The 22,588-nt window shown below is 62.9% G+C and carries 23 protein-coding genes; 9 read left to right on the top strand and 14 right to left on the bottom strand.

Features of this window, described 5'->3' with window-relative positions:
* Nucleotides 1–27: 27 nt before the first annotated feature.
* Complete coding sequence (denD, locus tag VNQ78_RS17655; RefSeq protein ID WP_325692232.1) at nucleotides 28–1,011, bottom strand: D-erythronate dehydrogenase; 984 nt, start codon at nucleotides 1,009–1,011, stop codon at nucleotides 28–30.
* Between the two features lie 139 nt (nucleotides 1,012–1,150).
* Between denD and VNQ78_RS17660 the strand changes: the two genes are divergently transcribed.
* From VNQ78_RS17660 to VNQ78_RS17695, 8 genes are all read left to right on the top strand, one after another.
* Complete coding sequence (locus VNQ78_RS17660; protein ID WP_325692234.1) at nucleotides 1,151–2,584, top strand: FAD-binding oxidoreductase; 1,434 nt, start codon at nucleotides 1,151–1,153, stop codon at nucleotides 2,582–2,584.
* 24 nt (nucleotides 2,585–2,608) lie between these two features.
* Entirely contained in the window at nucleotides 2,609–3,325 is a 717-nt protein-coding gene (locus tag VNQ78_RS17665) for a FadR/GntR family transcriptional regulator (RefSeq protein ID WP_325692236.1), read from the top strand.
* 148 nt (nucleotides 3,326–3,473) lie between these two features.
* Complete coding sequence (locus tag VNQ78_RS17670) at nucleotides 3,474–4,640, top strand: fumarylacetoacetate hydrolase family protein (protein WP_325692238.1); 1,167 nt, start codon at nucleotides 3,474–3,476, stop codon at nucleotides 4,638–4,640.
* A gap of 1 nt (nucleotide 4,641) precedes the next feature.
* The gene (locus VNQ78_RS17675; protein WP_325692240.1) at nucleotides 4,642–5,181 is read left to right on the top strand and encodes a TRAP transporter small permease; all 540 of its coding nucleotides are present in this window, start codon (nucleotides 4,642–4,644) and stop codon (nucleotides 5,179–5,181) included.
* On the top strand, nucleotides 5,178–6,455 hold the full coding sequence (locus tag VNQ78_RS17680) for a TRAP transporter large permease subunit (protein WP_325692242.1): 1,278 nt from the start codon (nucleotides 5,178–5,180) through the stop codon (nucleotides 6,453–6,455). Before VNQ78_RS17675 ends, VNQ78_RS17680 begins: the two co-directional genes overlap by 4 nt.
* Before the next feature lie 40 nt (nucleotides 6,456–6,495).
* The gene (locus VNQ78_RS17685) at nucleotides 6,496–7,509 is read left to right on the top strand and encodes a TRAP transporter substrate-binding protein (protein ID WP_325692244.1); all 1,014 of its coding nucleotides are present in this window, start codon (nucleotides 6,496–6,498) and stop codon (nucleotides 7,507–7,509) included.
* Nucleotides 7,510–7,779: 270 nt separating this feature from the next.
* The gene (locus VNQ78_RS17690; protein ID WP_325692246.1) at nucleotides 7,780–8,100 is read left to right on the top strand and encodes a helix-turn-helix domain-containing protein; all 321 of its coding nucleotides are present in this window, start codon (nucleotides 7,780–7,782) and stop codon (nucleotides 8,098–8,100) included.
* Complete coding sequence (locus tag VNQ78_RS17695) at nucleotides 8,097–8,543, top strand: SRPBCC family protein (RefSeq protein ID WP_325692248.1); 447 nt, start codon at nucleotides 8,097–8,099, stop codon at nucleotides 8,541–8,543. Before VNQ78_RS17690 ends, VNQ78_RS17695 begins: the two co-directional genes overlap by 4 nt.
* An 11-nt stretch (nucleotides 8,544–8,554) precedes the next feature.
* On the opposite strand, the gene VNQ78_RS17700 is transcribed toward VNQ78_RS17695, so the two are convergent.
* From VNQ78_RS17700 to VNQ78_RS17750, 11 genes are all read right to left on the bottom strand, one after another.
* Entirely contained in the window at nucleotides 8,555–8,734 is a 180-nt protein-coding gene (locus tag VNQ78_RS17700) for a hypothetical protein (protein ID WP_325692249.1), read from the bottom strand.
* A gap of 134 nt (nucleotides 8,735–8,868) precedes the next feature.
* Nucleotides 8,869–9,720, bottom strand: coding sequence for a carboxylating nicotinate-nucleotide diphosphorylase (nadC, locus tag VNQ78_RS17705; RefSeq protein ID WP_325692251.1), 852 nt, complete (start codon nucleotides 9,718–9,720; stop codon nucleotides 8,869–8,871).
* Complete coding sequence (locus VNQ78_RS17710; protein ID WP_325692253.1) at nucleotides 9,717–11,270, bottom strand: L-aspartate oxidase; 1,554 nt, start codon at nucleotides 11,268–11,270, stop codon at nucleotides 9,717–9,719. Before VNQ78_RS17710 ends, nadC begins: the two co-directional genes overlap by 4 nt.
* Nucleotides 11,267–12,319 (bottom strand): quinolinate synthase NadA, encoded by a 1,053-nt coding sequence (gene nadA / locus VNQ78_RS17715; protein ID WP_325692255.1) that lies wholly within the window; start codon nucleotides 12,317–12,319, stop codon nucleotides 11,267–11,269. The genes VNQ78_RS17710 and nadA overlap by 4 nt, the downstream gene beginning before the upstream one ends.
* A 211-nt stretch (nucleotides 12,320–12,530) precedes the next feature.
* Nucleotides 12,531–13,694 carry a plasmid replication protein RepC gene (repC, locus tag VNQ78_RS17720; RefSeq protein WP_325692257.1) on the bottom strand — a complete coding sequence of 388 codons (1,164 nt, stop codon included), beginning with the start codon at nucleotides 13,692–13,694 and terminating at the stop codon, nucleotides 12,531–12,533.
* 177 nt (nucleotides 13,695–13,871) lie between these two features.
* Nucleotides 13,872–14,837, bottom strand: coding sequence for a plasmid partitioning protein RepB (repB, locus tag VNQ78_RS17725; protein WP_325692259.1), 966 nt, complete (start codon nucleotides 14,835–14,837; stop codon nucleotides 13,872–13,874).
* Nucleotides 14,834–16,021, bottom strand: a complete 1,188-nt coding sequence (repA, locus tag VNQ78_RS17730) for a plasmid partitioning protein RepA (RefSeq protein ID WP_325692261.1) — start codon at nucleotides 16,019–16,021, stop codon at nucleotides 14,834–14,836. Before repA ends, repB begins: the two co-directional genes overlap by 4 nt.
* A 330-nt stretch (nucleotides 16,022–16,351) precedes the next feature.
* Nucleotides 16,352–16,999, bottom strand: coding sequence for an aminotransferase class IV family protein (locus tag VNQ78_RS17735; protein WP_325692263.1), 648 nt, complete (start codon nucleotides 16,997–16,999; stop codon nucleotides 16,352–16,354).
* On the bottom strand, nucleotides 16,957–18,099 hold the full coding sequence (locus VNQ78_RS17740) for an aminodeoxychorismate synthase component I (protein ID WP_325692265.1): 1,143 nt from the start codon (nucleotides 18,097–18,099) through the stop codon (nucleotides 16,957–16,959). Before VNQ78_RS17740 ends, VNQ78_RS17735 begins: the two co-directional genes overlap by 43 nt.
* A gap of 111 nt (nucleotides 18,100–18,210) precedes the next feature.
* Nucleotides 18,211–19,233 carry a zinc-dependent alcohol dehydrogenase family protein gene (locus tag VNQ78_RS17745; RefSeq protein WP_325692267.1) on the bottom strand — a complete coding sequence of 341 codons (1,023 nt, stop codon included), beginning with the start codon at nucleotides 19,231–19,233 and terminating at the stop codon, nucleotides 18,211–18,213.
* Nucleotides 19,234–19,257: 24 nt separating this feature from the next.
* Nucleotides 19,258–19,653 carry a (R)-mandelonitrile lyase gene (locus VNQ78_RS17750; RefSeq protein ID WP_325692269.1) on the bottom strand — a complete coding sequence of 132 codons (396 nt, stop codon included), beginning with the start codon at nucleotides 19,651–19,653 and terminating at the stop codon, nucleotides 19,258–19,260.
* Between the two features lie 227 nt (nucleotides 19,654–19,880).
* Between VNQ78_RS17750 and VNQ78_RS17755 the strand changes: the two genes are divergently transcribed.
* Entirely contained in the window at nucleotides 19,881–20,918 is a 1,038-nt protein-coding gene (locus tag VNQ78_RS17755; protein WP_325692271.1) for a zinc-dependent alcohol dehydrogenase family protein, read from the top strand.
* 63 nt (nucleotides 20,919–20,981) lie between these two features.
* Here the strand turns inward: VNQ78_RS17755 and VNQ78_RS17760 are convergent, their stop codons facing one another.
* Together VNQ78_RS17760 and VNQ78_RS17765 are read right to left on the bottom strand one after the other, a co-directional pair.
* Nucleotides 20,982–21,752, bottom strand: a complete 771-nt coding sequence (locus VNQ78_RS17760) for an ABC transporter ATP-binding protein (RefSeq protein ID WP_325692273.1) — start codon at nucleotides 21,750–21,752, stop codon at nucleotides 20,982–20,984.
* Nucleotides 21,749–22,588, bottom strand: coding sequence for an ABC transporter ATP-binding protein (locus VNQ78_RS17765; RefSeq protein WP_325692275.1), 840 nt, complete (start codon nucleotides 22,586–22,588; stop codon nucleotides 21,749–21,751). Before VNQ78_RS17765 ends, VNQ78_RS17760 begins: the two co-directional genes overlap by 4 nt.

Below are 22,588 nucleotides of genomic sequence, written 5' to 3' on the forward strand. Positions count from 1 at the left end.
GGGCAGCATTCGCTGGTTCAGCGACCATCAGAGCTTGCCTCCAAGTTCGTCGTCGATGTGGACCTTGATGATCTCGTCGAAGGACTTCTCGGCGGTGAAACCGAGTTCGGTGGCGCGCTTGGCCTCGAAGCCCGGCGCCCAGCCGGCGCACATGCGCATGATCATCTCGTCGGGCTCGCGGCGAATGAGGGCCACGGCCTTTTCGCCAGCAACGCGGCGCAGCGCCTCGATCTGCTCGCCCACCGTGGCGCTGAGGCCCGGCATCGAGAGGTTGCGGCGCGGGCCGACCAGATCGACGTCGATGGTCGCGGCGTGCAGCATGAAGCCGACAGCCGAACGGGGCGAGGTGTGCCAGTGGCGGATGCTTTCGGGAACCGGCAGCACGGCCTCCTGCCCGACCAGCGGCTCGCGCAGGATGTTCGAGAAGAAGCCCGAAGCCGCCGCGTTCGGCTTGCCGGGACGAATGCAGATCGTGGGCAGGCGGATGCCGATGCCGTCGAAGAAGCCGCGGCGGGAATAGTCGGCCAGCAGCAGCTCGCTCATCGCCTTTTGCGTGCCATAGCTGGTCAGCGGCGTGGTGTGGAAATCGTCCGGGATCGGGAAGGGCAGCGGCGCGCCGACCACGGCGATGGAGGACGCGAAGACGACGCGCGGGCGATAGCCGTCCTCTTTCTGCGCCAGCCGGATCGCCTCGAAAAGCGCGCGGGTGCCGTCGAGGTTGATGCGGTAGCCCTTCTCAAAATCAAGCTCGGCCTCGCCCGACACGATGGCGGCGAGATGATAGATCACGTCGGGGCGCGTGGCGATCAGACGCTCGGCCGTGCCTGCGTCAGAGAGGTCGGCGGTCAGGCAGGTGACCTTGCCAGCGAATCCGGCGGGCTTCTCGGGCTCAACCACGTCAACCAAGGTCAGCGCGTCGATCTCGCGCCCGTCCAGCGCCCCGTCTGCGACCAGACGCTGCGTGAGCTTGCGCCCCACCATGCCTGCCGCGCCAATGATCAGGATATGCATCGGTTCTCCTCCCGAAAAATGGGTTCGCGCAGCGCTCTGCCGCGCGATCAGATTTATATGGTTGTCTGATAACCTGATCTTTGTATGATGCAAGACGTTTTCACGCCACAGGGGCGACGGGGGAGGGTCAGGCCAGATGATGCCAATGCTAGATGAGGTCGCCAACGACGATTTGGCCGCGGGGCTGCGCGACGCGCTGGGTTCCGATATCGTGCTGACCGGAAATGACGTCGCCCGCTATTGCACCGATTGGCACGGCGACGTGACGACCGGGGCCGTGGCGGTGCTGAGACCGCGCAGCACTGACGAGGTTGCAAGCTGCGTCCGCACGGCAGCGAGGCTGGGGCTGGCCCTTGTCCCGCAGGGCGGCAATACCGGCCTCGTCCTTGGCGCGACGCCAGACGCCCCCTCGCGTCAGGTGGTCCTGAGCCTTGAGCGGATGACCCGCATCCGCCGAATCGACCCCGAGGATTTTTCGGCAACCGTCGAAGCGGGCTGCGTTCTGGAGGCCTTCAAGGAGGAGATTTCCAAGGCCGGACTGTTCTTCCCACTGGCCCTCGGCTCGCAAGGGAGCTGCCAGATCGGCGGCAATGTCTCGACCAATGCGGGGGGCGTGAACGTCCTGCGCTATGGCATGACGCGCGAACTGGTTCTGGGGATTGAGGTCGTGCTGCCCGACGGCACGGTTTTCGACGGGCTGTCGCAGCTGCGCAAGGACAATCGCGGCATCGACCTGAAGCAATTGTTCATCGGAGCCGAGGGGACGCTGGGGATCATCACTGCCGTATCGGTAAAGCTGCTGCCGCGCCCCGAGAACGTTGCGACGGCGCTTCTGGCACTCGAATCGCTGGACGGGGTGATGGCGCTTTATCGGCGTGCGCGCACCCAATGCTGCGATCTGATGTCCGCCTTCGAATTCATGCCCCCGCTGGCGATGACACTGGCGCAGGAGGCGATTCCCGATCTGCAAATCCCGATCGCGGCGGATCATCCCGCCTATGTGCTGATGGAGATCTCGGGCTCGGGCCTCGTCGATATCGACGATCTCGTCTCGCGCTTTCTGGAAGGCGCGATGGAGGAAGGCCTTGTCGTCGATGGCGTGGTGGCGCAGTCGCAGACGCAGGCCCAGAACCTGTGGCTGATCCGCGAGGGTATGAACGAGGGGCAGGCCAAGCGCGGCAAGCATTTGCGCACCGATGTCTCGGTCCCGCTTTCGAAGCTAGCGGATTTCGTGGCCGATGCCGAGGCTGCGATTGCAGAGGCGATGCCGGGAAGCACCAGTGTGTCCTATGGCCATGTCGGCGATGGGAATGTGCATCTGAACGTGCTGCCAGATTTCAGCCAGAGCCCCGAGCAGATCGACGCCCAGATCCTTGCCGCGAAGAAGATCGTGAATGCGGTCCTCGACCGCTACGATGGCTCGATCAGCGCCGAGCATGGCATCGGCCGGCTGAAAAAGCCGGATTTCCACGCGCGGCTGCCGGAAACCCGGCGCAAGCTGCTGCTGGCGATCAAGACCGCGATCGACCCCGACTGGGTGATGAACCCCGGTTCACATTTCGACCGAACCTGATGAGCGGAAGAGGAGAGGTTTGAGATGGCCCAGGAATTCAAGCAGATCGCCCGAAACGAGCATCTTCCGGCGCGGATTGCATCGCAATTCGCCGAGCATATCCACAACGGAACGATCAAGCCCGGCGACAAGCTGCCCACGGAACATTCGATGGCGCAGACCTTTGGTGTCAGCCGGACGGTCATCCGCGAGGCGATTGCCCAACTCCGCAACGAAGGGCTGGTCGAAACCCGTCAGGGCGTCGGAGCATTCGTCGTCGAGCGCCCTGCCCGTCCGATCCGGCTGGGCGACGGCGGGCAGATGGACAAGCACGCCTTCTCGGATCTGTTCCAGTTGCGCGTTCCCCTTGAAATCGAGGCCGCGGGGCTTGCCGCGGTCCATCGCACCGACGAGCAGATGAGGGTTCTTGATGCCGCGCTGCATCGGATGGCCGTGTCGCAGGACTGGAACACCGAAGGGGTCGCCGCCGATCTGGAATTCCATCGGATCATCGCGGTGGCGACCGGCAATGAATATTTCGACCAGTTCATCGGCGCGATTGCCGACCGCGTGGGCCATGTGATCATCGCCGCGCGGGAACAGCTCCTGCCCGAACGCATCAAGGAAATCACCATCGCCGAGCATGGCGCCATCCGTGATGCAATCTTCGCGCGCGAGCCGTTGGCGGCACGCAGCGCCATGCGGCAGCACCTGACCGGATCCGCCAAGAGAGTCGGCCTGGAGTTGGAATTCTTCAATTGAGTCAATTGTCTGAATGAATCCACAGCGAGTGGGTTTTGACGGTGGACAGAATCTCCGGGTCGATATAATGATCAGGTCATAATGTTGTCTGACACCATTATGACAACATCGACGCGTGGAGGCGTCACAGAAAAATTGGGAGGTTGTGTTGAAATCAACTCAAGCGTTGAAGGCAGAGGGCATTCTGCCTGCGGATGCTGACCGCGCCATCCTCGTCGGCAGGGTCTGGTCCGATGCGGCAGGCGGACCCTGCCCCGTGGTCATCCGCAACTCGCGGGTTTTCGATCTTACCGGGATTTCGGCGACCGTATCGGGTCTGCTGGAACAGGATGACGTGGTTGCCCGCGTGGCGTCCGCTGAACTGCCCGATCTGGGGCATCTGGACGATTTCCTGAATGGCAGCGCCGGGCGGCTGCTGGCGCCGGTCGATCTGCAGGCCATCAAGGCCGCGGGCGTGACCTTCGCCGACAGCATGCTGGAACGGGTAATCGAAGAGCAGGCCCGTGGCGATGCCGGCCGGGCTCAGGACATTCGGGCGCGCCTTGCGCCGGTCATCGGCGAGAACCTGCGCGGCGTCGCTGCAGGTTCGAAAAAGGCCCGTCAGGTCAAGGAACTGCTGCAGGAGATGAACCTCTGGTCGCAGTATCTGGAGGTAGGTATCGGCCCCGATGCCGAGATCTTCACCAAGGCTCAGCCCATGTCCTCGGTCGGCTGCGGCGACAAGGTCGGGCTTCACCCGATCTCGGAATGGAACAACCCCGAGCCGGAGGTGGTTCTTGTCACCCGCTCGGACGGCAGGATCCTTGGCGCGACGCTGGGCAATGACGTGAACCTGCGCGATGTCGAGGGACGTTCGGCCCTGCTGCTGGGCAAGGCCAAGGACAACAACGCTTCCTGCTCGATCGGGCCGTTCGTCCGGCTTTTCGATGAGAGCTTCACCCTGGAAGTGCTGGAGCAGGTCGTCGTCTCGCTGCATGTCGAGGGCACCGATGGGTTCGACATGGCGGGCGAAAGCCCCATGCAGGCGATCAGCCGCAAGCCCGCCGACCTCGTCTCGCAGATGCGCAACCGCTCGCACCAGTATCCTGACGGCGCGGTGCTGTTCCTCGGCACCATGTTCGCCCCGGTCAAGGACCGCCGCGGCAAGGGTCAGGGCTTCACCCATGAAATCGGCGATCGCGTCGAAATCTCGACGCCGAGCCTTGGCAGGCTGACCAACTGGGTCGACCGCTCCGACCGCTGCCCCGAATGGGATTTCGGGACGCGGGAACTGCTGCGCAACCTGGTGCAGCGTGGATTGGGGGAAAGGATCTGAGATGATCAGAACTGCAATCAACCTGTTCTATCGCCTGCTCGACATCGTTCTTTGCCTGCTGATCGGTGGCATGGCGTTGATGGTCTTCGTCAACGTCGTCATGCGCTATTCGATGAACTCGGGCATTCCGGTCACCGAGGAGCTGTCGCGCTTCTTCTTCGTCTGGCTGACCTTTATCGGCGCGGTCGTGGCCCATCGCCACAACCTGCATATGGGGATGGAGACCTTCGTCGCCATGCTCGGCCGCAAGGGACGGGTTCTGATGATGGTGCTGTCCGATATCCTGATCATCGCCTGTTCGGGCGTCCTGCTGGTCGGAACCTGGAAACAGCTTCCGATCAACAACAGCATGCTCGCGCCGGTCTCGGGCATTCCGATGTCCTGGGTTTACGGCACGGGCATCTTCACCGCCACCTGCATCATCCTGATCACGCTTGAGCGCCTTCTGCGGCTGCTGACCGGCAGGATCACCGATGCCGAAATCTCGGCCTTCGCGGGCGAGCATCACAGTGTCGAAGAACTCTCGGAGCGGGCACTATGACCCTTATCGTCTTTATCGTCTCGCTCCTCGGCGCCATGGTCATCGGCGCGCCGGTCGCCTTCGCGCTGATCTTCTGCGGCGTCATGCTCATGACCTATATGGGCATGTTCAACACGCAGATCATCGCGCAGAACATGATGATCGGCGCCGATACGTTCACGCTGCTGGCCATTCCCTTCTTCGTCCTCGCGGGCGAGCTGATGAACGCGGGCGGCCTATCGAAGCGCATCATCGACTTCTCGATCGCCTGCGTCGGGCATATCCGGGGCGGCCTTGGGATCGTTGCGATCTTTGCCGCGATCATCATGGCCTCGATCTCGGGCTCGGCGGCCGCCGATACCGCGGCGCTGGCCGCAATCCTGATCCCGATGATGGCGAAGGCCGGCTATAACGTGCCGCGTTCGGCCGGCCTGATCGCCGCGGGCGGCGTCATCGCGCCGGTCATCCCGCCCTCGATGGCCTTCATCGTCTTTGGCGTCGCCGCCAACGTCTCGATCTCGAAACTGTTCATGGCGGGGATCGTTCCGGGCATACTGATGGGCCTGTCGCTTATCGTCACCTGGCTGCTCGTGGTGCGCAAGGACAAGATCGAGAGCCTGCCGAAGGCAAGCTGGTCCGAACGTGGCCGGCAGGCCGCGCGTGCGGTCTGGGCGCTTGGGATGCCGGTCATCATCCTCGGCGGCATCAAGATGGGCATCGTGACGCCAACCGAAGCCGCCGTCGTCGCCGCCTTCTACGCGCTTTTCGTCGGCATGTTCGTCTATGGCGAACTGAATCTTTCCGAACTGCCCAAGGTCCTGCTCTCGGCGGCCAAGACCACCTCGGCGATCATGTTCCTTGTCTGCGCGGCGCTGGTTTCGGCCTGGCTGATCACGGCGGCGAACATCCCGAACGAGATCACCGGCTTCATCGAACCGTTGATCGACCATCCGAAACTGCTGATGTTCGTGATCATGGTCCTGATCCTGATCGTGGGCACGGCACTCGACCTGACGCCGACCATCCTGATCCTGACGCCCGTGCTGCTGCCAATCGTCGTCAAGGCAGGGATCGACCCGATCTATTTCGGCGTAATGTTCATCATGAACTGCTGCATCGGCCTTCTGACCCCGCCCGTCGGTGTGGTGCTGAACGTGGTCAGCGGGGTCGGCAAGATCCCCCTCGGCCGCGTCATCACCGGGGTCTGGCCCTTCCTGATCGCCGAAACCATCGTCCTGTTCCTGTTGGTCCTGTTCCCGCAGATCGTGACCATCCCGGCGAACTGGCTCTACTGACACTCCTTCACCGCTTTTCCATCAATTGGGAGGAAACCAAATGAAAAGCCCCGCAATCAAGGCTGCCCTGCTTGTCTCGACGCTGCTTGGTGCCGCGACCCCGGCCATGGCCGAGTTCCAGGACCGCAACTTCCGCGTCTCGAACGGCATCAACGAAGACCACCCGGTCAACAACGGCATGAAGGCCATGCAGGTCTGCCTGGACGACAAGACCGGCGGCAAGATGAAGATGACCGGCTTCTGGGGCGGCGCGCTTGGCGGCGACCTGCAGGCCACGCAGGCCCTGCGTTCGGGCGTGCAGGAGGCGGTCGTGACCTCCTCCTCGCCGCTGGTCGGGATCGTTCCGGCGCTTGGCGTCTTCGACCTGCCGTTCCTGTTCCGCAGCAACGAGGAAGCCTATGCCGTCATGGATGGCGAGTTCGGCGACTTCCTGAACGAAAAGCTGGACGCGGCGGGCCTCGTCAACCTCGCCTATTGGGAGAACGGCTTCCGCAACGTCTCGAACTCGAAGCAGCCGATCACCAAATGGGAAGACTTCGAGGGGCTGAAGCTGCGCGTGATGCAGAACAACATCTTCCTCGACACCTTCTCGAACTTCGGCGCGAACGCGACCCCGATGGCCTTCGGCGAGGTGTTCTCGGCGCTGGAAACCAAGGCTATCGACGCGCAGGAAAACCCCTATGTCACGCTCGACACCTCGAAGTTCTACGAGGTGCAGTCCTATGTCAGCGAGACCAAGCACGCCTACACGCCGTTCCTGTTCCTCTTCTCGAAGGCGATCTTCAACACCTACTCGCCCGAAGAGCAGCAGGCTCTGCGCGATTGCGCGGCCGTCGGTCGTGACGAGGAGCGCAAGGTCATCCAGGAGCTGAACAAGGCTTCGCTGGCCAAGGTCGAGGAAGCCGGCCTCAAGTTCAACACGGTCGCCCCGGAAGAGGCGGAGCGGATGCTGGAGAAATCCCAGGTGGTCTATGAGAAGCACAAGGCGGATATCGGCGAAGACGTCGTCGATCGCGTCCAGAAGGTGCTTGCGGACCTGCGCGCCCAGAACTGACCTCCCTGCCCCGCGTCCCTGACGACGCGGGGTTTATCGCCGGCGCTCTCCTTCCCTGGCGCCGGCTTCCCCCGGTTGCGCCTCCTTGCAGAACCGCGCAACCGGGCCGGATATTCTCTCATCCATTCGATGATGCTATCGGATCGCGACGATCCGCACCTGATCGCCACTGGCGATTTCTCTGCATTTTAAACGCAGGTGATTGCCTGCTAATCTTGACATGCAGGTAATTACCTGCTTTATTTGATCCTGCCGCGAGCGGAGAGCCCGATGGACGACAACAGGGTCTTCAAGGCGCTTGCCGATCCGGGTCGCAGGAAGCTGCTGGATGCGCTTTGCGACAGGAACGGCCAGACGCTTGGCCAGCTCTGCGAAACGCTGGACATGAAACGCCAGTCCGTGACCCAGCATCTCGGGCTGCTGGAAGATGCGAACCTGATCAGCACCATCCGTCGCGGGCGGGAAAAGCTGCATTTCATCAACCCGGTCCCGCTCCACGACGTCTATGAGCGCTGGGTCCGCAAGTTCGAGAAAAGCCGCCTAAGTCTTCTCCACGACCTCAAGCACGAACTCGAAGGGAGACAGAAATGACCGACAGATCCGCAAGTTTCGTCTATGTCACCTATATCCTGACCACGCCCGAGAAAGTATTCGAGGCCATCACGAGGCCCGACGTGACCAGCCGCTACTGGGGCCACGAGAATGTCAGCACGGACTGGAAACCCGGCTCAGCCTGGCAGCACGTCAGGACCGACGCTGCAAGGTCTGTTGATCTGGTCGGCGAGGTTATCAGCAGCAACCCACCCAGGCAGCTCGTCATCAGCTGGGCCAATGAAAGCCAGAAGGACGACCTCGCAGAATACAGCCGCGTGACCTTCGATATCGAGCCTCAGGGCGGCATGGTGAAACTGACCGTCACCCATGAAGATCTTCAGCCCGATAGCGGCATGTTCAACGGCATCAGCAAGGGCTGGCCGCTGGTTTTGTCCAGTATGAAGTCCTTGCTTGAAACCGGTCACGGCTTCGATCTTTGACCCAGTCCCGGTCAATCTTCGGATGAGGCATAGTCGCCCGCAGGCTCTTGGGAAGGCCTGCGCCAGAACAGAAGAGGCCGGATGATCCTGAGATCGAAAAGCGTCGCCATCGTTGCCGCCAGCACGACCATGCAAAGCAGCGACTGCGACCGTGCGCCCATGGCACCCTCGATCTGGAGGGCATGGATCACGGTCGCCCCCTACCCGCCTATGGTTAACTCACAATGGATGGTTCCGAGGACAAGATCCTGTTCGATACACAGAACCCGCTGTTGTGGGAGATCAGCGGCGCATAGCTGAGGATCAGACGTCAGCCCGTTTGACCTCAGAAATCGAGGCCAAGGTCCAATGTGCGGGAAGAATGGGTCAGCGCCCCGACGGATATGTAGTCAACTCCGGTCGCCGCAACCTCCGCCACGCGGGAGAGCCGCATGTTGCCCGAAGCCTCGAGCACGAGCCGCCCGGCATTCATCGCCACCGCCTGCGTCAATGTGGGCGTGTCCATATTGTCGAGGAGGACGATATCGGCACCGCCTTCGTCCAGCACCTCGTCCAGTTGATCGAGGCGGTCGACCTCGATCTCGACCCGGATCATGTGCGAGGCGCGCGCCTTGACCGCCTGAAGCACTGCGCGGATGCCCCCCGCCGCCGCAATGTGGTTGTCTTTGATCAGGATGGCATCGGAGAGCGAGAAGCGGTGGTTGAAGCCGCCGCCGTGCAAGACCGCCTGCTTCTCGACAAGGCGCAGCCCCGGCGTCGTCTTGCGTGTGCAGGTGATGCGTGCGGGAGTCCCCCGCACCTCCTCGACGAAAGCCGCCGTCTGGGTCGCAATGCCCGAGAGCCGCCCGGCAAAATTCAGCGCCACACGCTCGGCCGAGAGGATCGAGGACGCCTCGCCCTCCACCTCGGCCAGCGCCTGTCCTTGTTCGAAACGGCCGCCATCTGCAACCAGAGCGCGAAATTTCAACCCTGGGTTGATAAGTCGAAAGGCGATCTCGGCAATCTGCATCCCTGATGCCACGCCCGCCTCGCGCGCGACGATCCGCGCGGAATAGCGCGTCTCTGCCGGGATCACGGTCCGCGTGGTCAGGTCGCCATAAGTGCCAAGATCCTCGATCAGCGCATTTCGGACCAGTGGCTCCAGAATCATGTCGGGAAAAGCGGGCTGTGCGTTCATGCGATTTCCTTCAGACTTGGCCGCAGGGCCAAGGCCTCGGCAAGGGTGATCCGTGTGCGCTGCCCCACGGGGCCGCTGCTTTCGGGATAGTCAATGCGCCAATGCGCACCCCGGCTTTCGCGGCGAGCCAAAGCGGCAGCGGCGATCAGCGTGGCGGCGGCGGTCATGTTCTGCAAAGTCGGGCAATCCGGCTCGGCTGCCTCAATCGCCGCAATCTCGGCAAGGCAAGCCCTCAGCCCCATGGCATCCCGCACGACGCCCGCCCCCTCGGTCATCGCGTGACGCAGCCGCCCGACCATAGCCGGATCAGGAAGTGGCGCCCCTGCAAGCGTGGGAAGCGTGATGGGGGGAGCATCCCCTTGCGGAACCTCATCAGCGATCGAGGCGGCGCAGCGGGCCGCAAAGACCAAAGCCTCGAGCAAACCATTCGAGGCCAGCCGGTTCGCGCCATGCAGCCCGGTTGACGCAACCTCTCCACAAGCCCAAAGCCCTGGAAGGCTGGTCCGGCCGTCGGTGTCGGTGGCCACGCCGCCCATATGATAATGCGCGGCTGCGGCAACAGGGATCGCGTTCTGCACCGGATCTATACCCGCGCGCGCGCAGGCCCCGGCGACCGCAGGGAACTCGGTCAGGATGCGCGCGCCAAGACAGTGGCGCGTATCGAGCGTCGGTCTGAGACCCGCACGCGCTTGCGAATGGATAGCGCGAGCGACAATATCGCGAGGTGCCAGTTCCGCATCGGGGTGGATGGCGAGCATGAACCGTTCGCCATGCATATTGATCAAATGGCCGCCTTCACCGCGCAACGCCTCGGTCGCAAGTGGCGTGGGATCTTCGCCCGCGTCTATTGCCGTGGGGTGGAACTGAACGAACTCTGGATCGGCGATCATCGCACCGGCCCGGGCCGCCATGCCGAGCCCCTGCCCCGATATCGCCGGTGGATTGGTCGTCACCCGATAGAGACCACCAACGCCGCCCGTCGCCAATAAAACTGCCGGCGCATCGAGGTCTACCGCCTCCGAACCCTCACGGCGCATCAGCCGCACGCCGGTCATACGCCCTGCCCGCGTCAGAAGCCGGATGGCGACCATGCCTTCCACCACCTGGATCGAGGGCGTTTCTCGGACCGCGGCGATCAATGCCGCCATGATGGCCGCACCGGCCTGATCCCCCTTGACCCGGACCACGCGTGCCGTCCCGTGCGCAGCCTCGCGTGAGAGGTGATATCCCCCCGCAGGCTTCCGATCGAAGGGCGCCCCCAACCCTGCGAGGTGCCGGATATGATCCGGGGCAGCCTGGGTCACAAGACGAGCGATCGCCGGGTCAACCAGCCCTGCCCCGGCGTTCAGCGTATCCGCGGCGTGCGCTGCCGGACTGTCGGCTGGATCCATCGCCGCAGCCACGCCACCCTGCGCCCAGGCAGAACTGGCACCATCGCCGAGCCTGTCGGGAGAAACGACGAGGACCCGACGTGGCGCAAGACGCAGCGCTGCTGACAGGGCCGCCAGTCCCGCGCCGAGGATGACGATACGTCCGGTCGCTATGCTCACGACGCGAGCCGCTGGGAAAGGTCGATCATGCGCTGAACCGCGCGACGTGCTGGCTCGGCCACCTCGGGATCGATCTCGACCGCGCCGGTCATCGAATGGAGCGACCAAAGCACCTTCTCCAGCGTGATCTTCTGCATATAGGGGCACATGTTGCATGGCCCGAGAAATTCGACATCGGGCAGCGAGTCAGAGATATTGGTCGCCATCGAGCACTCGGTGACCAGCATCACCTGCTTTGGCATCTCGCGCTCGACCCAAGACTGGATGCCGGAGGTGGAGCCGGAAAAATCGGCCTCTGCCACCACCGCGGGCGGACATTCTGGATGAGCAATGATTTTCAATCCGGGATTCCAGTCGCGAAAATCACGCAGATCCTGCGCAGTGAATTGCTCATGCACGATGCAGGCCCCGTCCCACCAGACGATACGCTTTTGCGGCACCTGTTTTGCCACATTCTGCGCAAGCCACTTATCCGGTGTCATGATCACCGTCTCGCTGTCCATCGCGGCTACGATCTGTGCGGCATTGGCCGACGTGCAGCAAATGTCTGAGGCCGCCTTAACCTCGGCCGTGGTGTTGACGTAGCTGACAACCGGCGCACCGGGGTAGAGGGCACGCATCTCGGCGATGCCTGCGGCGGTGATGCTTTCGGCAAGCGAGCACCCCGCCTCCATATCCGGCATCAACACGGTCTTTTCGGGGCTGAGGATCTTCGACGTCTCGGCCATGAAGTGAACGCCACATTGCACGATCACATCGGCATCCACTTCGGCCGCCTTGATGGCCAATTGAAGGCTATCGCCCACGACATCGGCAATCCCGTGATAGATCTGCGGCGTCATGTAATTATGCGCCAGGACGACGGCATTGCGCTGCTTCTTGAGAGCATTGATCGCGCGGACATAGGGTGCGTGTATCGCCCAGTCGACAAAAGGCATGACCCGGCCCATGCGCGCATGGATATTCGACATTTCGCCCGCAAGCTCCAAGGAGGGCTCAAGGTCGTAATGCGCGCGCAACTCGTCGCGAATGTTCGTCAGATCCAGCATGGCTGCCTCCCCGCTGTGCCAGAGCAAAACCACGCTGCGGTGCAGCGGGCTTTATTGCCGAGTTGGCGTGATAGAGGTGACGTGGCGTCATGGCAATATCTTTTAACGGCGGCGAGATGCGTTGGATTTGGGCCGTTCCCCATACTGGAGGCCATGCGTTCAGTTTTTGTTCCGAGAAGTGGGCTTGGGTGGCTAAGGTCAGGCGAAAGGTTCACAGCTGTGAACTCTCAAGGGGCCGTAGCAGCGCACGCACCATCGGTGCTGGAGTAAACTGCCCCGCGCTTGCCTTCTTGGCCAAGGCTTGCAGATAAGCAGCGGGTGATCGAATACTGCCGAGACGTTGTAGAATGGCGGCGAGCACCACGGCTGCCGTAGCGGTCCCCATCTGTTGCTGAGCTCTTTGCCAAGCGCCTGCGGATATCCCGATCATCGGGCGCACTTTTTCCGCCAAAAGAAGGAAATCGGGCCAATGCCGAACAGGGTCTTCCGAGTAACTTGTGATCTCAGAGCAAACTGACAGAACCTCTGGCAGTGCAATGTCGCCTCCCTCAACGGTGTGGGCCTGGGTCTCAGCCTCTATTTCAGATTCATAGGAATATTTAGTTTGATTCTGATAGTGCTGCTCATTCTCGGCAGGACTGGTGCTCATTTCTTCGGTAACGCTGGCTGCGATTGGCTGGGCAGCGAGTAGGTCGGTCAGTTCGGAAAGCGACTGCTTCAAGGCATGAGCAATCTCGGCGAGCGCCTCCAGATCGAGTTTACGGCGGAGCTGTCGGCTCACGCCGTCAAGCAAGGCTTGGTAATGCTGATGCGAGATTGTCGAAAGGTCAGGAAACTCCAGAAGCCCACGCAGATCGCGGCGCATCAGGCTGATCGAATGGCGAAGATCGTTCAGACGTTGTTCATCTTCTCTGACCTGCTGCGCCAATTCCGCGAAATCATCAAAACGATGGGCGAGCGGGGAGAGGTCAAATCCATAGGCCATCGGCCCAGAGGCCGAGCGGCGGACGTAGCGCTTGCCATTTGGGCTGTCCCGACGTGCGATCACCCCGACAGAGACCAGCTTCGCCAGGTGCCGCCGCATGGTCGAGCAGGGCATCCCGTTCAAACGGTCGCAGATGGACTCGTTTGAAGGATACACGATCAGTTTCTCGGGTTGATCGAGATTGGTGCCGGGATAAAAGCTCAGAAGCGCCTGCAGAACCGTCAGGTCGCGATCCGTGAGGCCAAAACTGGCGCGAGCCGTTGCGAGTTCGCGCAGCGCGTCCCATTTGCTGATCGCCCGGGCGGGCAGGGGATGCGAGATCAGGTGATGTTGCTGCAATTGGACAGCATCCACCATTCGCCGAAACGACGTGATGGGAATGTAACCCATGAATTTCATCACGAAGACAAAGAAATTGCCACGCTCCGAATCACTTCGGGCTTGCAGTCTGTTCCGACGCGGACTACCTTAGATTTGCTACGATCGAAGGGGTCTCGTGAAGGTTATGCTTTGCGGGACCTTTTCCTTGGCCTTTTCGTGCCTCCTTGCTTGTTGCTCCTGCCTTCCTCAGCCGCGCTTTTTCCAACGGGCGTGAAGCTCCTCCAACGCGGGCGTGGCCTGCTCGTGCAGCCAGTCCGCGAAATCCTTGTCGTCGATCCTCAGGTCGAGCCGTAGGCCGTCCGTGGTGCGAACCACCCGACCGACGCGCTGACCGCCGAGGACCAGCGGGCGCGAACTGCCGCGTGTCGATGCGCTGGCCGGTGTTGCCGCTTTCCTTAATCGCTTGCCGACGGCTTCGAATGCGGCGACCGAACTGTCGCCGGTCTCAGATGCGTTTTCACGCGCACGCTCGGCAATCTCCACCAATTCGGCCGAATCCATCCGCGCCGATTGCAGATCCTTGACCAGCGCTTCCCATCGCGGCCGGCCGATACCATGGGCCGGCCCAATTGCTCGGGCGAGGTCTTGGCCGACAACCCGGACGACTGAAAGCGCCATCGATATCGCCGATTTCGTGACGTTCAGAACTTCCGCCACCTCCGCCTGCGTACCAAAGCCGCTTTCGGTCAATTCATGCGCGAAAAGGGCGCGCTCGATAAAACTCAGATCGCGTCTTGCCGTGTTTTCCGAGGCTTGCGCGCGAACCGCCGCCTTGTCATCCATCGCGGCGATCATCGCCCGGACCTTGCCGACCCGGTCCGAGGCGCGAACCGCCTCGAGACGCCTGCGACCATAGACCAGAAGGTAGCGATCAGGGCTTGCCGGATCACGGCGCACCAGGATGGGAACGGTTTGACCCACCGCCTCGATGGAGATGCGCAGATCGTCGACATCCTTTGGATCCAGACGATCGGCGGTGCGGTCGTCCACGATCTGCTCGGGATCCAGCTCCCAGATGCGATGGCTGTCGACGGCATCCCGCGCCGAGCGCAGGGCGCTGTTCGTCACCATCATGGACGCTGCCCCCGGCCCCGCGCCAGCCTGCGCCAGGTCATCCAGAAGCGACATGCGACGTTTCTTGCTGTCGGTCATGTGCGCCCCCAGGTTCTCTGAATCAACTGCGCAATCTCGTCATTCACGGCGTTCAGGCTTTCGATCGCCCGGTCATATGTGGACCGCGTGAAGGCCGAGCGGTCGACCTCATAGAGCGTCTGCTTGGTCAGGCCCGCATCGGAGATCGCGGTGGATTTCAGCATGGGAGCATTCAGGACCGTGTCGCCATACATCGTGCGCAGGAACGCGACGATACGGTTCTGCGGTGCATCGGTCGGCTCGTAGCGGGTCAGGAGGTAGCGCATCCAGTCATGGGACATGTCGGCACCGCTTTCCGCGATCACATCCATGAGGTCCGCGGTCATGCGGAGAAACTGGCTCATGGACATCACGTCCAGCATTTCCGGGTGGATCGTGACCAGCACGCCGGTCGCAGCCGAGAGCGCGGACATCGTCAGAAAGCCGAGTTGCGGAGGGCAATCGATCACCACGACGTCGTAGTCGTCGTCAACCTGTGCCAAAGCCTCGCGGACCCGGAAGAAGAACAGCCCGGCATTCCCCTTGGCCAGCGCACGCGGGGTTTCGTGCTCAAATTCCATCAATTCGAGGTTGCCGGGAATCAGGTCCAGATTCGGGATGTAGGTCTTGCGGATCACTTGCCGGATCGGGGCAGGGTCCTGATAGCGAATGGCGTCGTAAAGCGTCCCGCCGTCGCGCAGATCGAATTCCGGCTGCACGCCGTGCAGCGCGGTCATCGAGGCTTGCGGGTCAAGGTCGATCGCCAGCACCCGATAGCCTTTCAGGGCCAGCCTCTGCGCCAGATGCGCCGAGGTCGTGGTCTTGCCGGACCCGCCCTTGAAGTTCATCACGCCAATGATCTGCAGGTGATCGCCCGCGCGGCGACCGGGCAGGTAATCCCCTGGCTTCCTTGCAGTTTTCTCGAGAAGCTGGCGCAGTTCCTGGATGTCTTGCGCGGAATAAAGCCGCCGGTTTCCTGCCGTCAGCTCGGGGGAGGGGCCTTTGCCATCCAGATTGAGCTTGCGCAGATAGCTGTCATTGATCCCCAAAAGCCCCGCCGCCTCACCCGAGGTGAACTTGCGCATCGCCTTCTGGGCGTCCGGGGGAAACAAGCTCTCCCGCTGGGCATGCAACTGACTCGCCAGCCATTCTGAATGCTGACGGATGACCGAGTTAAGCTCGTTCTCTACACTGTCTCTGCTCATGGCTCTCTGCCTTCGGCGTGTTCACGGTTTCTGCCGTTTAGCCGCGCTTTTTCGTGACTATCTGTCGATTCTCATATTGTTGCAACAGTTTTTCTCGACAGAACGTGCACTTGGACCGGAAAGCTAGGAAGAGAGGAGTGAATCTCGGGCTTTTCCGCAACCCCCCGAAGAGCGGAAGCCGTTGCCGAGACCCGAATCGCCGATAGACGGGCCTATTGCCGCATCTCGGATGAGCCACGGCAAGCATGTCGATCTGGGTGCCGTGGATAGGTGATCCGCAAATAAATCTGCAAATGCGGATAATGGTGATCTCATCTCGCCGATGCTGGACTATGAAATCTCCCCGTCCTTCACGATAAATGCCGGAATCAGCCCGCGAAGCGAATTGCCTACCCACAGCCGCGCGCGGTCAACATCCTCGCGCAGCAAGAGCGCCTGCCGACATTCGCCGCTCTCCAGCAGTTCCTCGCGGAGGATTCCGGGCAGCAGGCCGGAGAGGAGGGGAGGGGTGCAGAGGCCCTCTCCCAGATCGAAGAAGATATTGGTGATGGTGCCTTCGCTGACCTCGTTCCGCTCGTTGAGCAGGATGACCTCGTCCAGGGCCACCGGAATCGCGGCGCGCGCCGAATCGTGTTGCGGCCGCCGCGTCGACTTGATCCGAAGCCAAGGGTCGTCCGAGGCAAGTCGCGGTTTGGCGAGGCCAAGACGCCAGAATGTGGGCGCGGCCGTCAGCGGCGCTGTCGTCACCTCCAGCCGCCCGGTCGCGTCAAGCGTCAGGCGCATTCGCGCAGCGGCGGGCGGCGCGGCGGCAAGCAGCGCCTTGCGGGCCGCGTCCTGATCGCAGGACCAGCCGAGTTGCATGGCCGAGCGTTCCAGCCGCGCGAGGTGACGGGGCAGGCGGGGCATACGGCCTCCGTCCCATTGCAACGTCTCGATCAGCCGCAGATCCGGCTCGGATCCGCAAAGCGCGCCTTCCATAGTGCCTCCTCCCATTCGCCTTCGGCGGTGGAATCGTGAACCACACCGCCGCCGACATTCATCAACAGATCGCCGCCCTCGAGCAGCCGCAGCGTGCGGATCGCGACGATGAAGGCGGCGCTGCCGTCCGGTGCCATCCAGCCGATCGACCCGCAATAGACCCCGCGTGGATGAGGCTCCAGTTCGGCGATGATCTCCATCGCGCGGATCTTGGGGGCGCCGGTGACCGATCCGCAGGGAAAGAGTGCCGGTATCAGGCCGGCAAGACCCAGCCTTTCCGCGAGTTCTCCGACGATGCGGGACGTCATCTGATGCAAGGTTTCGAGCGGTTCGACCTTGAACAACTCGGTGACGCGGACCGAGCCGATCCGGGCGATCCGCCCGATATCGTTGCGCAGCAGGTCGACGATCATCAGGTTCTCGGCCCGGGTTTTCTCGTCCTCGCGAAGGGCGTCGGCAAGGGCGCGGTCACGCGCGGGGTCGGGGTGGCGCGGCGCGGTGCCCTTCATGGGCCGCGTCTCGATCCGCCCGTCGCAATCGAGGCTGAAGAAAAGCTCGGGCGAGCGCGAGAGGATAGCCGGCCCCACGCCCAGATCGACAAAGGCGCCATGTTCCACCGGCTGCACGCGTGCGAGCGCGCCGTAAAGTCCGGCAGCCGTTCCCTCGAGAAGCCTGCCGCGCAGCGGAAAGGTCAGGTTCACCTGATAGCAGTCGCCCCGCCGGATATAGTCCGCGAGTTGCCGGAAGCTGGCTTCGTAATCCTCGCGCGACACAAGGGGCGTGAAGGGGGCGATCCTGACCTCTTCCGCCATGTTCCGGGTTTCGGCAAGAAAGTCCTCCGCTGGCAAGGGCGAGGCATAGACCCCGAATGCCAACAGCGGCTCCCCCGGGGACCGGCGCATCAGGGGGCGCAATCGCGGCTCCAGCGCCATGCCGGCCTCGTATCCGATCCACCCGGCAAGCCATGCGCCCTGACGCTGGGCCCGGTCGAGTTCCTCCAGCGCGGGCAGGACCTCATCGGCGGCATGCGCCACCACGATGCGCCGGGGTTCCCGAAAGACCGCGGGGCTACCCGCCGGCCCGTTTTCCACAAGAATCATCTTCGCTCGCTACCTGCCACCCTGCGGAATATGTCGGAAGCGCCTCAAAGGTCGAGTCGGCATCATCGTCCATGCAGCGGTGCAGCCGCGGTTCTCGTCCTATTTCCGGCCTCAGGTATCGACCCGCAACATGGTCTTGATCGCCCGGCGCTCGTCCATGGCCTTGTAGCCCTCGGCAACCTGCGCGAGCGGTAGGACGAGGTCGAAAACCTTTCCGGGCTGGATCCTTCCGGCCAGCACCCGCTCCATCAGGTCGGGCAGGAAGCGCCGGACCGGGGCCGGACCGCCGAGCATCCGCTTTTGCGCAAAGAACATCCTCTGCCCGTCAAACGTGATACCATGCGGGACGCCGACATAGCCGATGGTTCCACCGGGCCGGCAGACACCGACGGCCTGCTGCATGGACTGCTCCATTCCGACGCATTCCAGCACCGACTCCGCGCCGACCCCGTTGGTCATCTCCATGATCGCGGCAATGCCTTCCTCGCCACGACCCTCGACGATGTCGGTTGCGCCAAACTCGCGGGCCAGCTTCTGGCGCTCGGCATGGCGGCTCATGGCGATGATGCGACCTGCGCCCAGTTGGCTGGCGGCCAGAACGCCCATCAGCCCGACTGCGCCGTCGCCGACCACCACTGCGGTCCCGCCTTCGCGGACCTGCGCCGCGACGGCGGCATACCATCCGGTGCCGAGCACGTCCGAAGTGGCCAGCATATGCGGCACCATCTCGGCCCCCGGCATCTCGGAAGTGGCGACCAAGGTGCCATCAGCCAAGGGAACGCGGGCATAGGGCGCCTGCGCGCCGGACATGAACTCGCGCTGGACGCAGGAGGACTGGAACCCGAACTGGCAATGCGGGCAGGTATTGTCGGAAAGACAGAAGCTGCCGACCACGAACTGGCCGGGCTTGATGGTCCGCACATCCGCACCGACCTCGACCACCACGCCGCAATATTCGTGTCCCATATGCGCGGGGCCTTTTTGTGGCTGCAGCCCGCGATAGGGCCAGAGGTCCGAGCCGCAGATGCAGGTCGCCGACAGCTTGATGATCGCATCCGTGGGCTTCAGGATCTTCGGGTCTTCGACCTGTTCATAGCGGACATCTCCGGGGCCGTGCATCACCGTGGCAAGCATGGGAAAACTCCTTTTGCGCGAAGATCAGGCGCCGTATTCGGCATCCGAGACATGTTCGAGCCAGGTCACGACCTGACCGTCCAGAACCTCCTGAATGGCGATATGGCTCATTCCGGTATCGGGCGAGGCTCCGTGCCAGTGCCGCTCATCGGGGGCGAACCAGACCACATCTCCGGGATGGATCTCCTCGATCGGGCCGCCCTCGCGTTGGACGAGGCCGCGACCGAAGGTGACGATCAGGGTCTGGCCCAGTGGATGGGTGTGCCAGGCCGTGCGCGCGCCGGGATCAAAGGTCACATGGGCGCCCTGAACCCGATCCGGGGCGGCGGGGTTGAACAGCGGATCGACCCGGACCTTGCCGGTGAACCACTCGGCCGGACCCTGAGCCGAGGGCTTGCTCCCTGCGCGAAAGATCTCCATCGAGGCTCTCCTGTACGAAATTTCGACGCCGACTGGCGCCGGTCGGATCTCAACCGCAGTCGCGGCCAGCTCGTTCCGTGCCGACTAAATTTGACCTCGGCTGTCTGCTTTCGTCAACGCTGCCCATCTTGGCGATCCGGGCGTCCCTACACGGCGCTTCTCAGAAGTGTTGGGAAAGGGTATCAATTCTCCTGCGAAAGATCCCATTTGCGCAGGAGTGCTCTGCTATGAAAGCTCTGGTTTACCAAGGGCCGGGTCGGAAGGACTGGGTCGAAAAGCAAAAGCCCGGCATCGAAAAGCCCTCGGACGTGATCGTTCGGGTGACGAAAACCACGATCTGCGGCACCGATCTTCATATCCTCAAGGGCGATGTGCCCGCAGTGACCGAAGGGCGCACGCTGGGGCATGAGGGCGTCGGCATCGTCGAGGAGGTCGGCGGCGCCGTCACCAACTTCAAGCCCGGCGACGCGGTGTTGATCTCCTGCGTGACCTCTTGCGGGCGCTGCCCGAACTGCAAGCGCCAGCTTTATGCGCATTGCGCGGACGGGGGCTGGATCCTTGGCCACATGATCGACGGCACCCAGGCGGAATATGTCCGCATCCCCCATGGCGACAATTCGCTTTACCCGATCCCGCCCGGCGCGGACGAGGAGGCGCTGGTGATGCTCTCCGACATCATGCCGACCGGGCTTGAGATCGGGGTGCAGGCGGGCCGGGTGAAGCCGGGCGACACCATCGCGATCATCGGGGCCGGTCCGGTCGGCATGTCGGTGCTGCTGACCGCGCAATTCTATTCGCCCGGCCGGATCATCATGCTCGACACCGACCCGGCGCGGCTGGAGCTGGCGCGGCAATTCGGCGCGACCGACACGATCGTGGTCGGGACCGAGGATGCCGTGGCGAGGGTGATGGCAATGACCAATGGCGAGGGCGTCGATGTCGCGGTCGAGGCGGTCGGGATTCCGGCAACCTTCGACATCTGCCAGAAGATCGTCTCGGCGGGCGGCAACATCGCGAATGTCGGCGTTCACGGCAAGCCGGTCGAGCTGCATATCGAGGAATTGTGGATCAAGAACATCAATATCGCGATGGGACTGGTCTGCACCAATACGACGCCCATGCTGATCAAGACGCTGCAATCCGGCAAGGTCGATCCGGGCAAGCTGATCTCGCACCGCTTCAAGCTGGGCGAGATCATGCAAGCCTATGAGGTGTTCTCGAATGCGGCCCGCGAAAAGGCCATGAAGGTGATCCTCGAGGCGTGACCCGCCCCTCGCGGACTTCCGCCGGCCGGCCAGGGGAGGAAGAGCCGGCCAGCGGAAGTCCGTTCATCCCGCTTCGAGCGCGCCTTCATATTCCAGCGAAGTCTGGATCAGGTTCCGCGCATAGGGATGGGTTGCCCCGTTGCCAAGGATGGCCGAGCGGGGCAGCACCTCGGTCACTTCGCCATGCAGCATGACGGCAAAGCGATCGCACATGTGATCGACGACCGCGAGGTCATGCGTGACCATGATATAGGTCAGGCCGCGCTCGTCCCGCAGGCGAACCAGCAGGTTCAGGATCTCGGCCTGCACCGACACGTCGAGGGCCGAGGTCGGCTCATCCAGCAGCAGCAGCGCGGGTTCGAGGATCAGCGCCCTTGCAATGGCGACGCGCTGGCGCTGTCCGCCTGACATCTGATGCGGGAAGCGGTCCAGAAAATCCGCCGACAGACCCACATCGCGAATGGCGCGACGCATCCGTCCCTCATGGTCGTCCAGCCCGTGAATGCGCAGCGGCTCGGCCAGCGCGGTGCGGACGGACTGGCGCGGATGCAGGCTGCCATAGGGATCCTGAAAGACCATCTGCAGCAGCCGGCAGCGCTCCAGCCTTGGCAGCTTGCGCACGTCGCGCCCGCCGATCAGGATCTTGCCCTGCCAGAAATCGGTCAGCATCGCGATGCATCTGAGCACCGTGGACTTGCCCGATCCGCTTTCCCCCACGAGGCCGAAGCATTCGCCCGCATCGACCGAGAAACTGACCGAAGGCAGCACCTTGACCGCTGCTGGGCCTTCTCCGAACGAGATGGAAAGGTCGTTGATTTCGACGGGGCTGGTCATCCTTGAAGCTCCTCGCTCCATTCCGGGCGCCGGTCCAGCACGGACAGCATGTGGCGCCGGTCGCCGATGCGCGGCTGTGCGGCCAGAAGGCCGCGGGTATAGGGATGCTGCGCCTTGTCCATGTCCTTGGCGGCAAGCGTCTCGACCACCCGGCCATCGAACATGATCAGCACCCTGTCGCAGAAGTTCCGCACGAGGTTCAGGTCGTGGCTGATCATGATCAGCCCGATGCCCCGGTCGCGCACCAAACCGTTCAGCACGCCCAACACCTGCAACCGGACACTGACGTCGAGGGCCGAGGTCGGCTCGTCCGCGATCACGAGGTCCGGCTCGGCAAGCAGCATCATGGCGATCATGATGCGCTGGCCCATCCCGCCCGAGATCTCGTGCGGGTAAAGGTCATGCACCCGCTCGGGGTCGCGGATCTGGACGGCTGCCAGCATGGCGAGGGTCTTTTCCCGCGCCTCTGCCCGGTTGGCGGGAAAGTGGCGCATATAGGTCTCGGCGACCTGACGTCCGACCCGCTGGATCGGGTTCAGCGAGAATTTGGGATCCTGCAGGATCATCGACATGCGCCGGCCGCGGATCTTCAGCATCTCGCGCTCGGTCGTCTTGAGGAGGTCCACATCCTCGAACCGCATCCGGTCCGCGGTGATCTTGGCCGAGGGCAGCAGCTTCAGGATGGCCCTACCCACGGTGGACTTGCCCGATCCGCTTTCCCCCACGATCCCGAGCCTTTCGCGGCCGAGCGTGAAGGAGACGCCGCGAACGGCCTCGCGCGGGGCGCCGCCATAGCGGATCGCCAGGTTCTGGACTTCAAGAACGGGGTTTTCCAT

This window comes from Paracoccus sp. (in: a-proteobacteria) (assembly GCF_035556475.1).
Lineage (GTDB): Bacteria > Pseudomonadota > Alphaproteobacteria > Rhodobacterales > Rhodobacteraceae > Paracoccus.

What these genes read in the sequence shown, in the direction of transcription:
- nadA (WP_325692255.1), bottom strand. Translation starts at nt 12,319, where the DNA reads ATGCTGGATCTGACGAACATTCGCGACGAGTTGCGCGCGCATTACGAC.
- repA (WP_325692261.1), bottom strand. Translation starts at nt 16,021, where the DNA reads ATGAGCAGAGACAGTGTAGAGAACGAGCTTAACTCGGTCATCCGTCAG.
- VNQ78_RS17695 (WP_325692248.1), top strand. Translation starts at nt 8,097, where the DNA reads ATGACCGACAGATCCGCAAGTTTCGTCTATGTCACCTATATCCTGACC.
- VNQ78_RS17685 (WP_325692244.1), top strand. Translation starts at nt 6,496, where the DNA reads ATGAAAAGCCCCGCAATCAAGGCTGCCCTGCTTGTCTCGACGCTGCTT.
- VNQ78_RS17765 (WP_325692275.1), bottom strand. Translation starts at nt 22,588, where the DNA reads ATGGAAAACCCCGTTCTTGAAGTCCAGAACCTGGCGATCCGCTATGGC.
- VNQ78_RS17680 (WP_325692242.1), top strand. Translation starts at nt 5,178, where the DNA reads ATGACCCTTATCGTCTTTATCGTCTCGCTCCTCGGCGCCATGGTCATC.
- VNQ78_RS17675 (WP_325692240.1), top strand. Translation starts at nt 4,642, where the DNA reads ATGATCAGAACTGCAATCAACCTGTTCTATCGCCTGCTCGACATCGTT.
- VNQ78_RS17750 (WP_325692269.1), bottom strand. Translation starts at nt 19,653, where the DNA reads ATGGAGATCTTTCGCGCAGGGAGCAAGCCCTCGGCTCAGGGTCCGGCC.
- denD (WP_325692232.1), bottom strand. Translation starts at nt 1,011, where the DNA reads ATGCATATCCTGATCATTGGCGCGGCAGGCATGGTGGGGCGCAAGCTC.
- nadC (WP_325692251.1), bottom strand. Translation starts at nt 9,720, where the DNA reads ATGAACGCACAGCCCGCTTTTCCCGACATGATTCTGGAGCCACTGGTC.
- VNQ78_RS17760 (WP_325692273.1), bottom strand. Translation starts at nt 21,752, where the DNA reads ATGACCAGCCCCGTCGAAATCAACGACCTTTCCATCTCGTTCGGAGAA.
- VNQ78_RS17755 (WP_325692271.1), top strand. Translation starts at nt 19,881, where the DNA reads ATGAAAGCTCTGGTTTACCAAGGGCCGGGTCGGAAGGACTGGGTCGAA.
- repC (WP_325692257.1), bottom strand. Translation starts at nt 13,694, where the DNA reads ATGGGTTACATTCCCATCACGTCGTTTCGGCGAATGGTGGATGCTGTC.
- VNQ78_RS17690 (WP_325692246.1), top strand. Translation starts at nt 7,780, where the DNA reads ATGGACGACAACAGGGTCTTCAAGGCGCTTGCCGATCCGGGTCGCAGG.
- VNQ78_RS17660 (WP_325692234.1), top strand. Translation starts at nt 1,151, where the DNA reads ATGCCAATGCTAGATGAGGTCGCCAACGACGATTTGGCCGCGGGGCTG.
- VNQ78_RS17735 (WP_325692263.1), bottom strand. Translation starts at nt 16,999, where the DNA reads ATGGAAGGCGCGCTTTGCGGATCCGAGCCGGATCTGCGGCTGATCGAG.
- repB (WP_325692259.1), bottom strand. Translation starts at nt 14,837, where the DNA reads ATGACCGACAGCAAGAAACGTCGCATGTCGCTTCTGGATGACCTGGCG.
- VNQ78_RS17745 (WP_325692267.1), bottom strand. Translation starts at nt 19,233, where the DNA reads ATGCTTGCCACGGTGATGCACGGCCCCGGAGATGTCCGCTATGAACAG.
- VNQ78_RS17665 (WP_325692236.1), top strand. Translation starts at nt 2,609, where the DNA reads ATGGCCCAGGAATTCAAGCAGATCGCCCGAAACGAGCATCTTCCGGCG.
- VNQ78_RS17740 (WP_325692265.1), bottom strand. Translation starts at nt 18,099, where the DNA reads ATGATTCTTGTGGAAAACGGGCCGGCGGGTAGCCCCGCGGTCTTTCGG.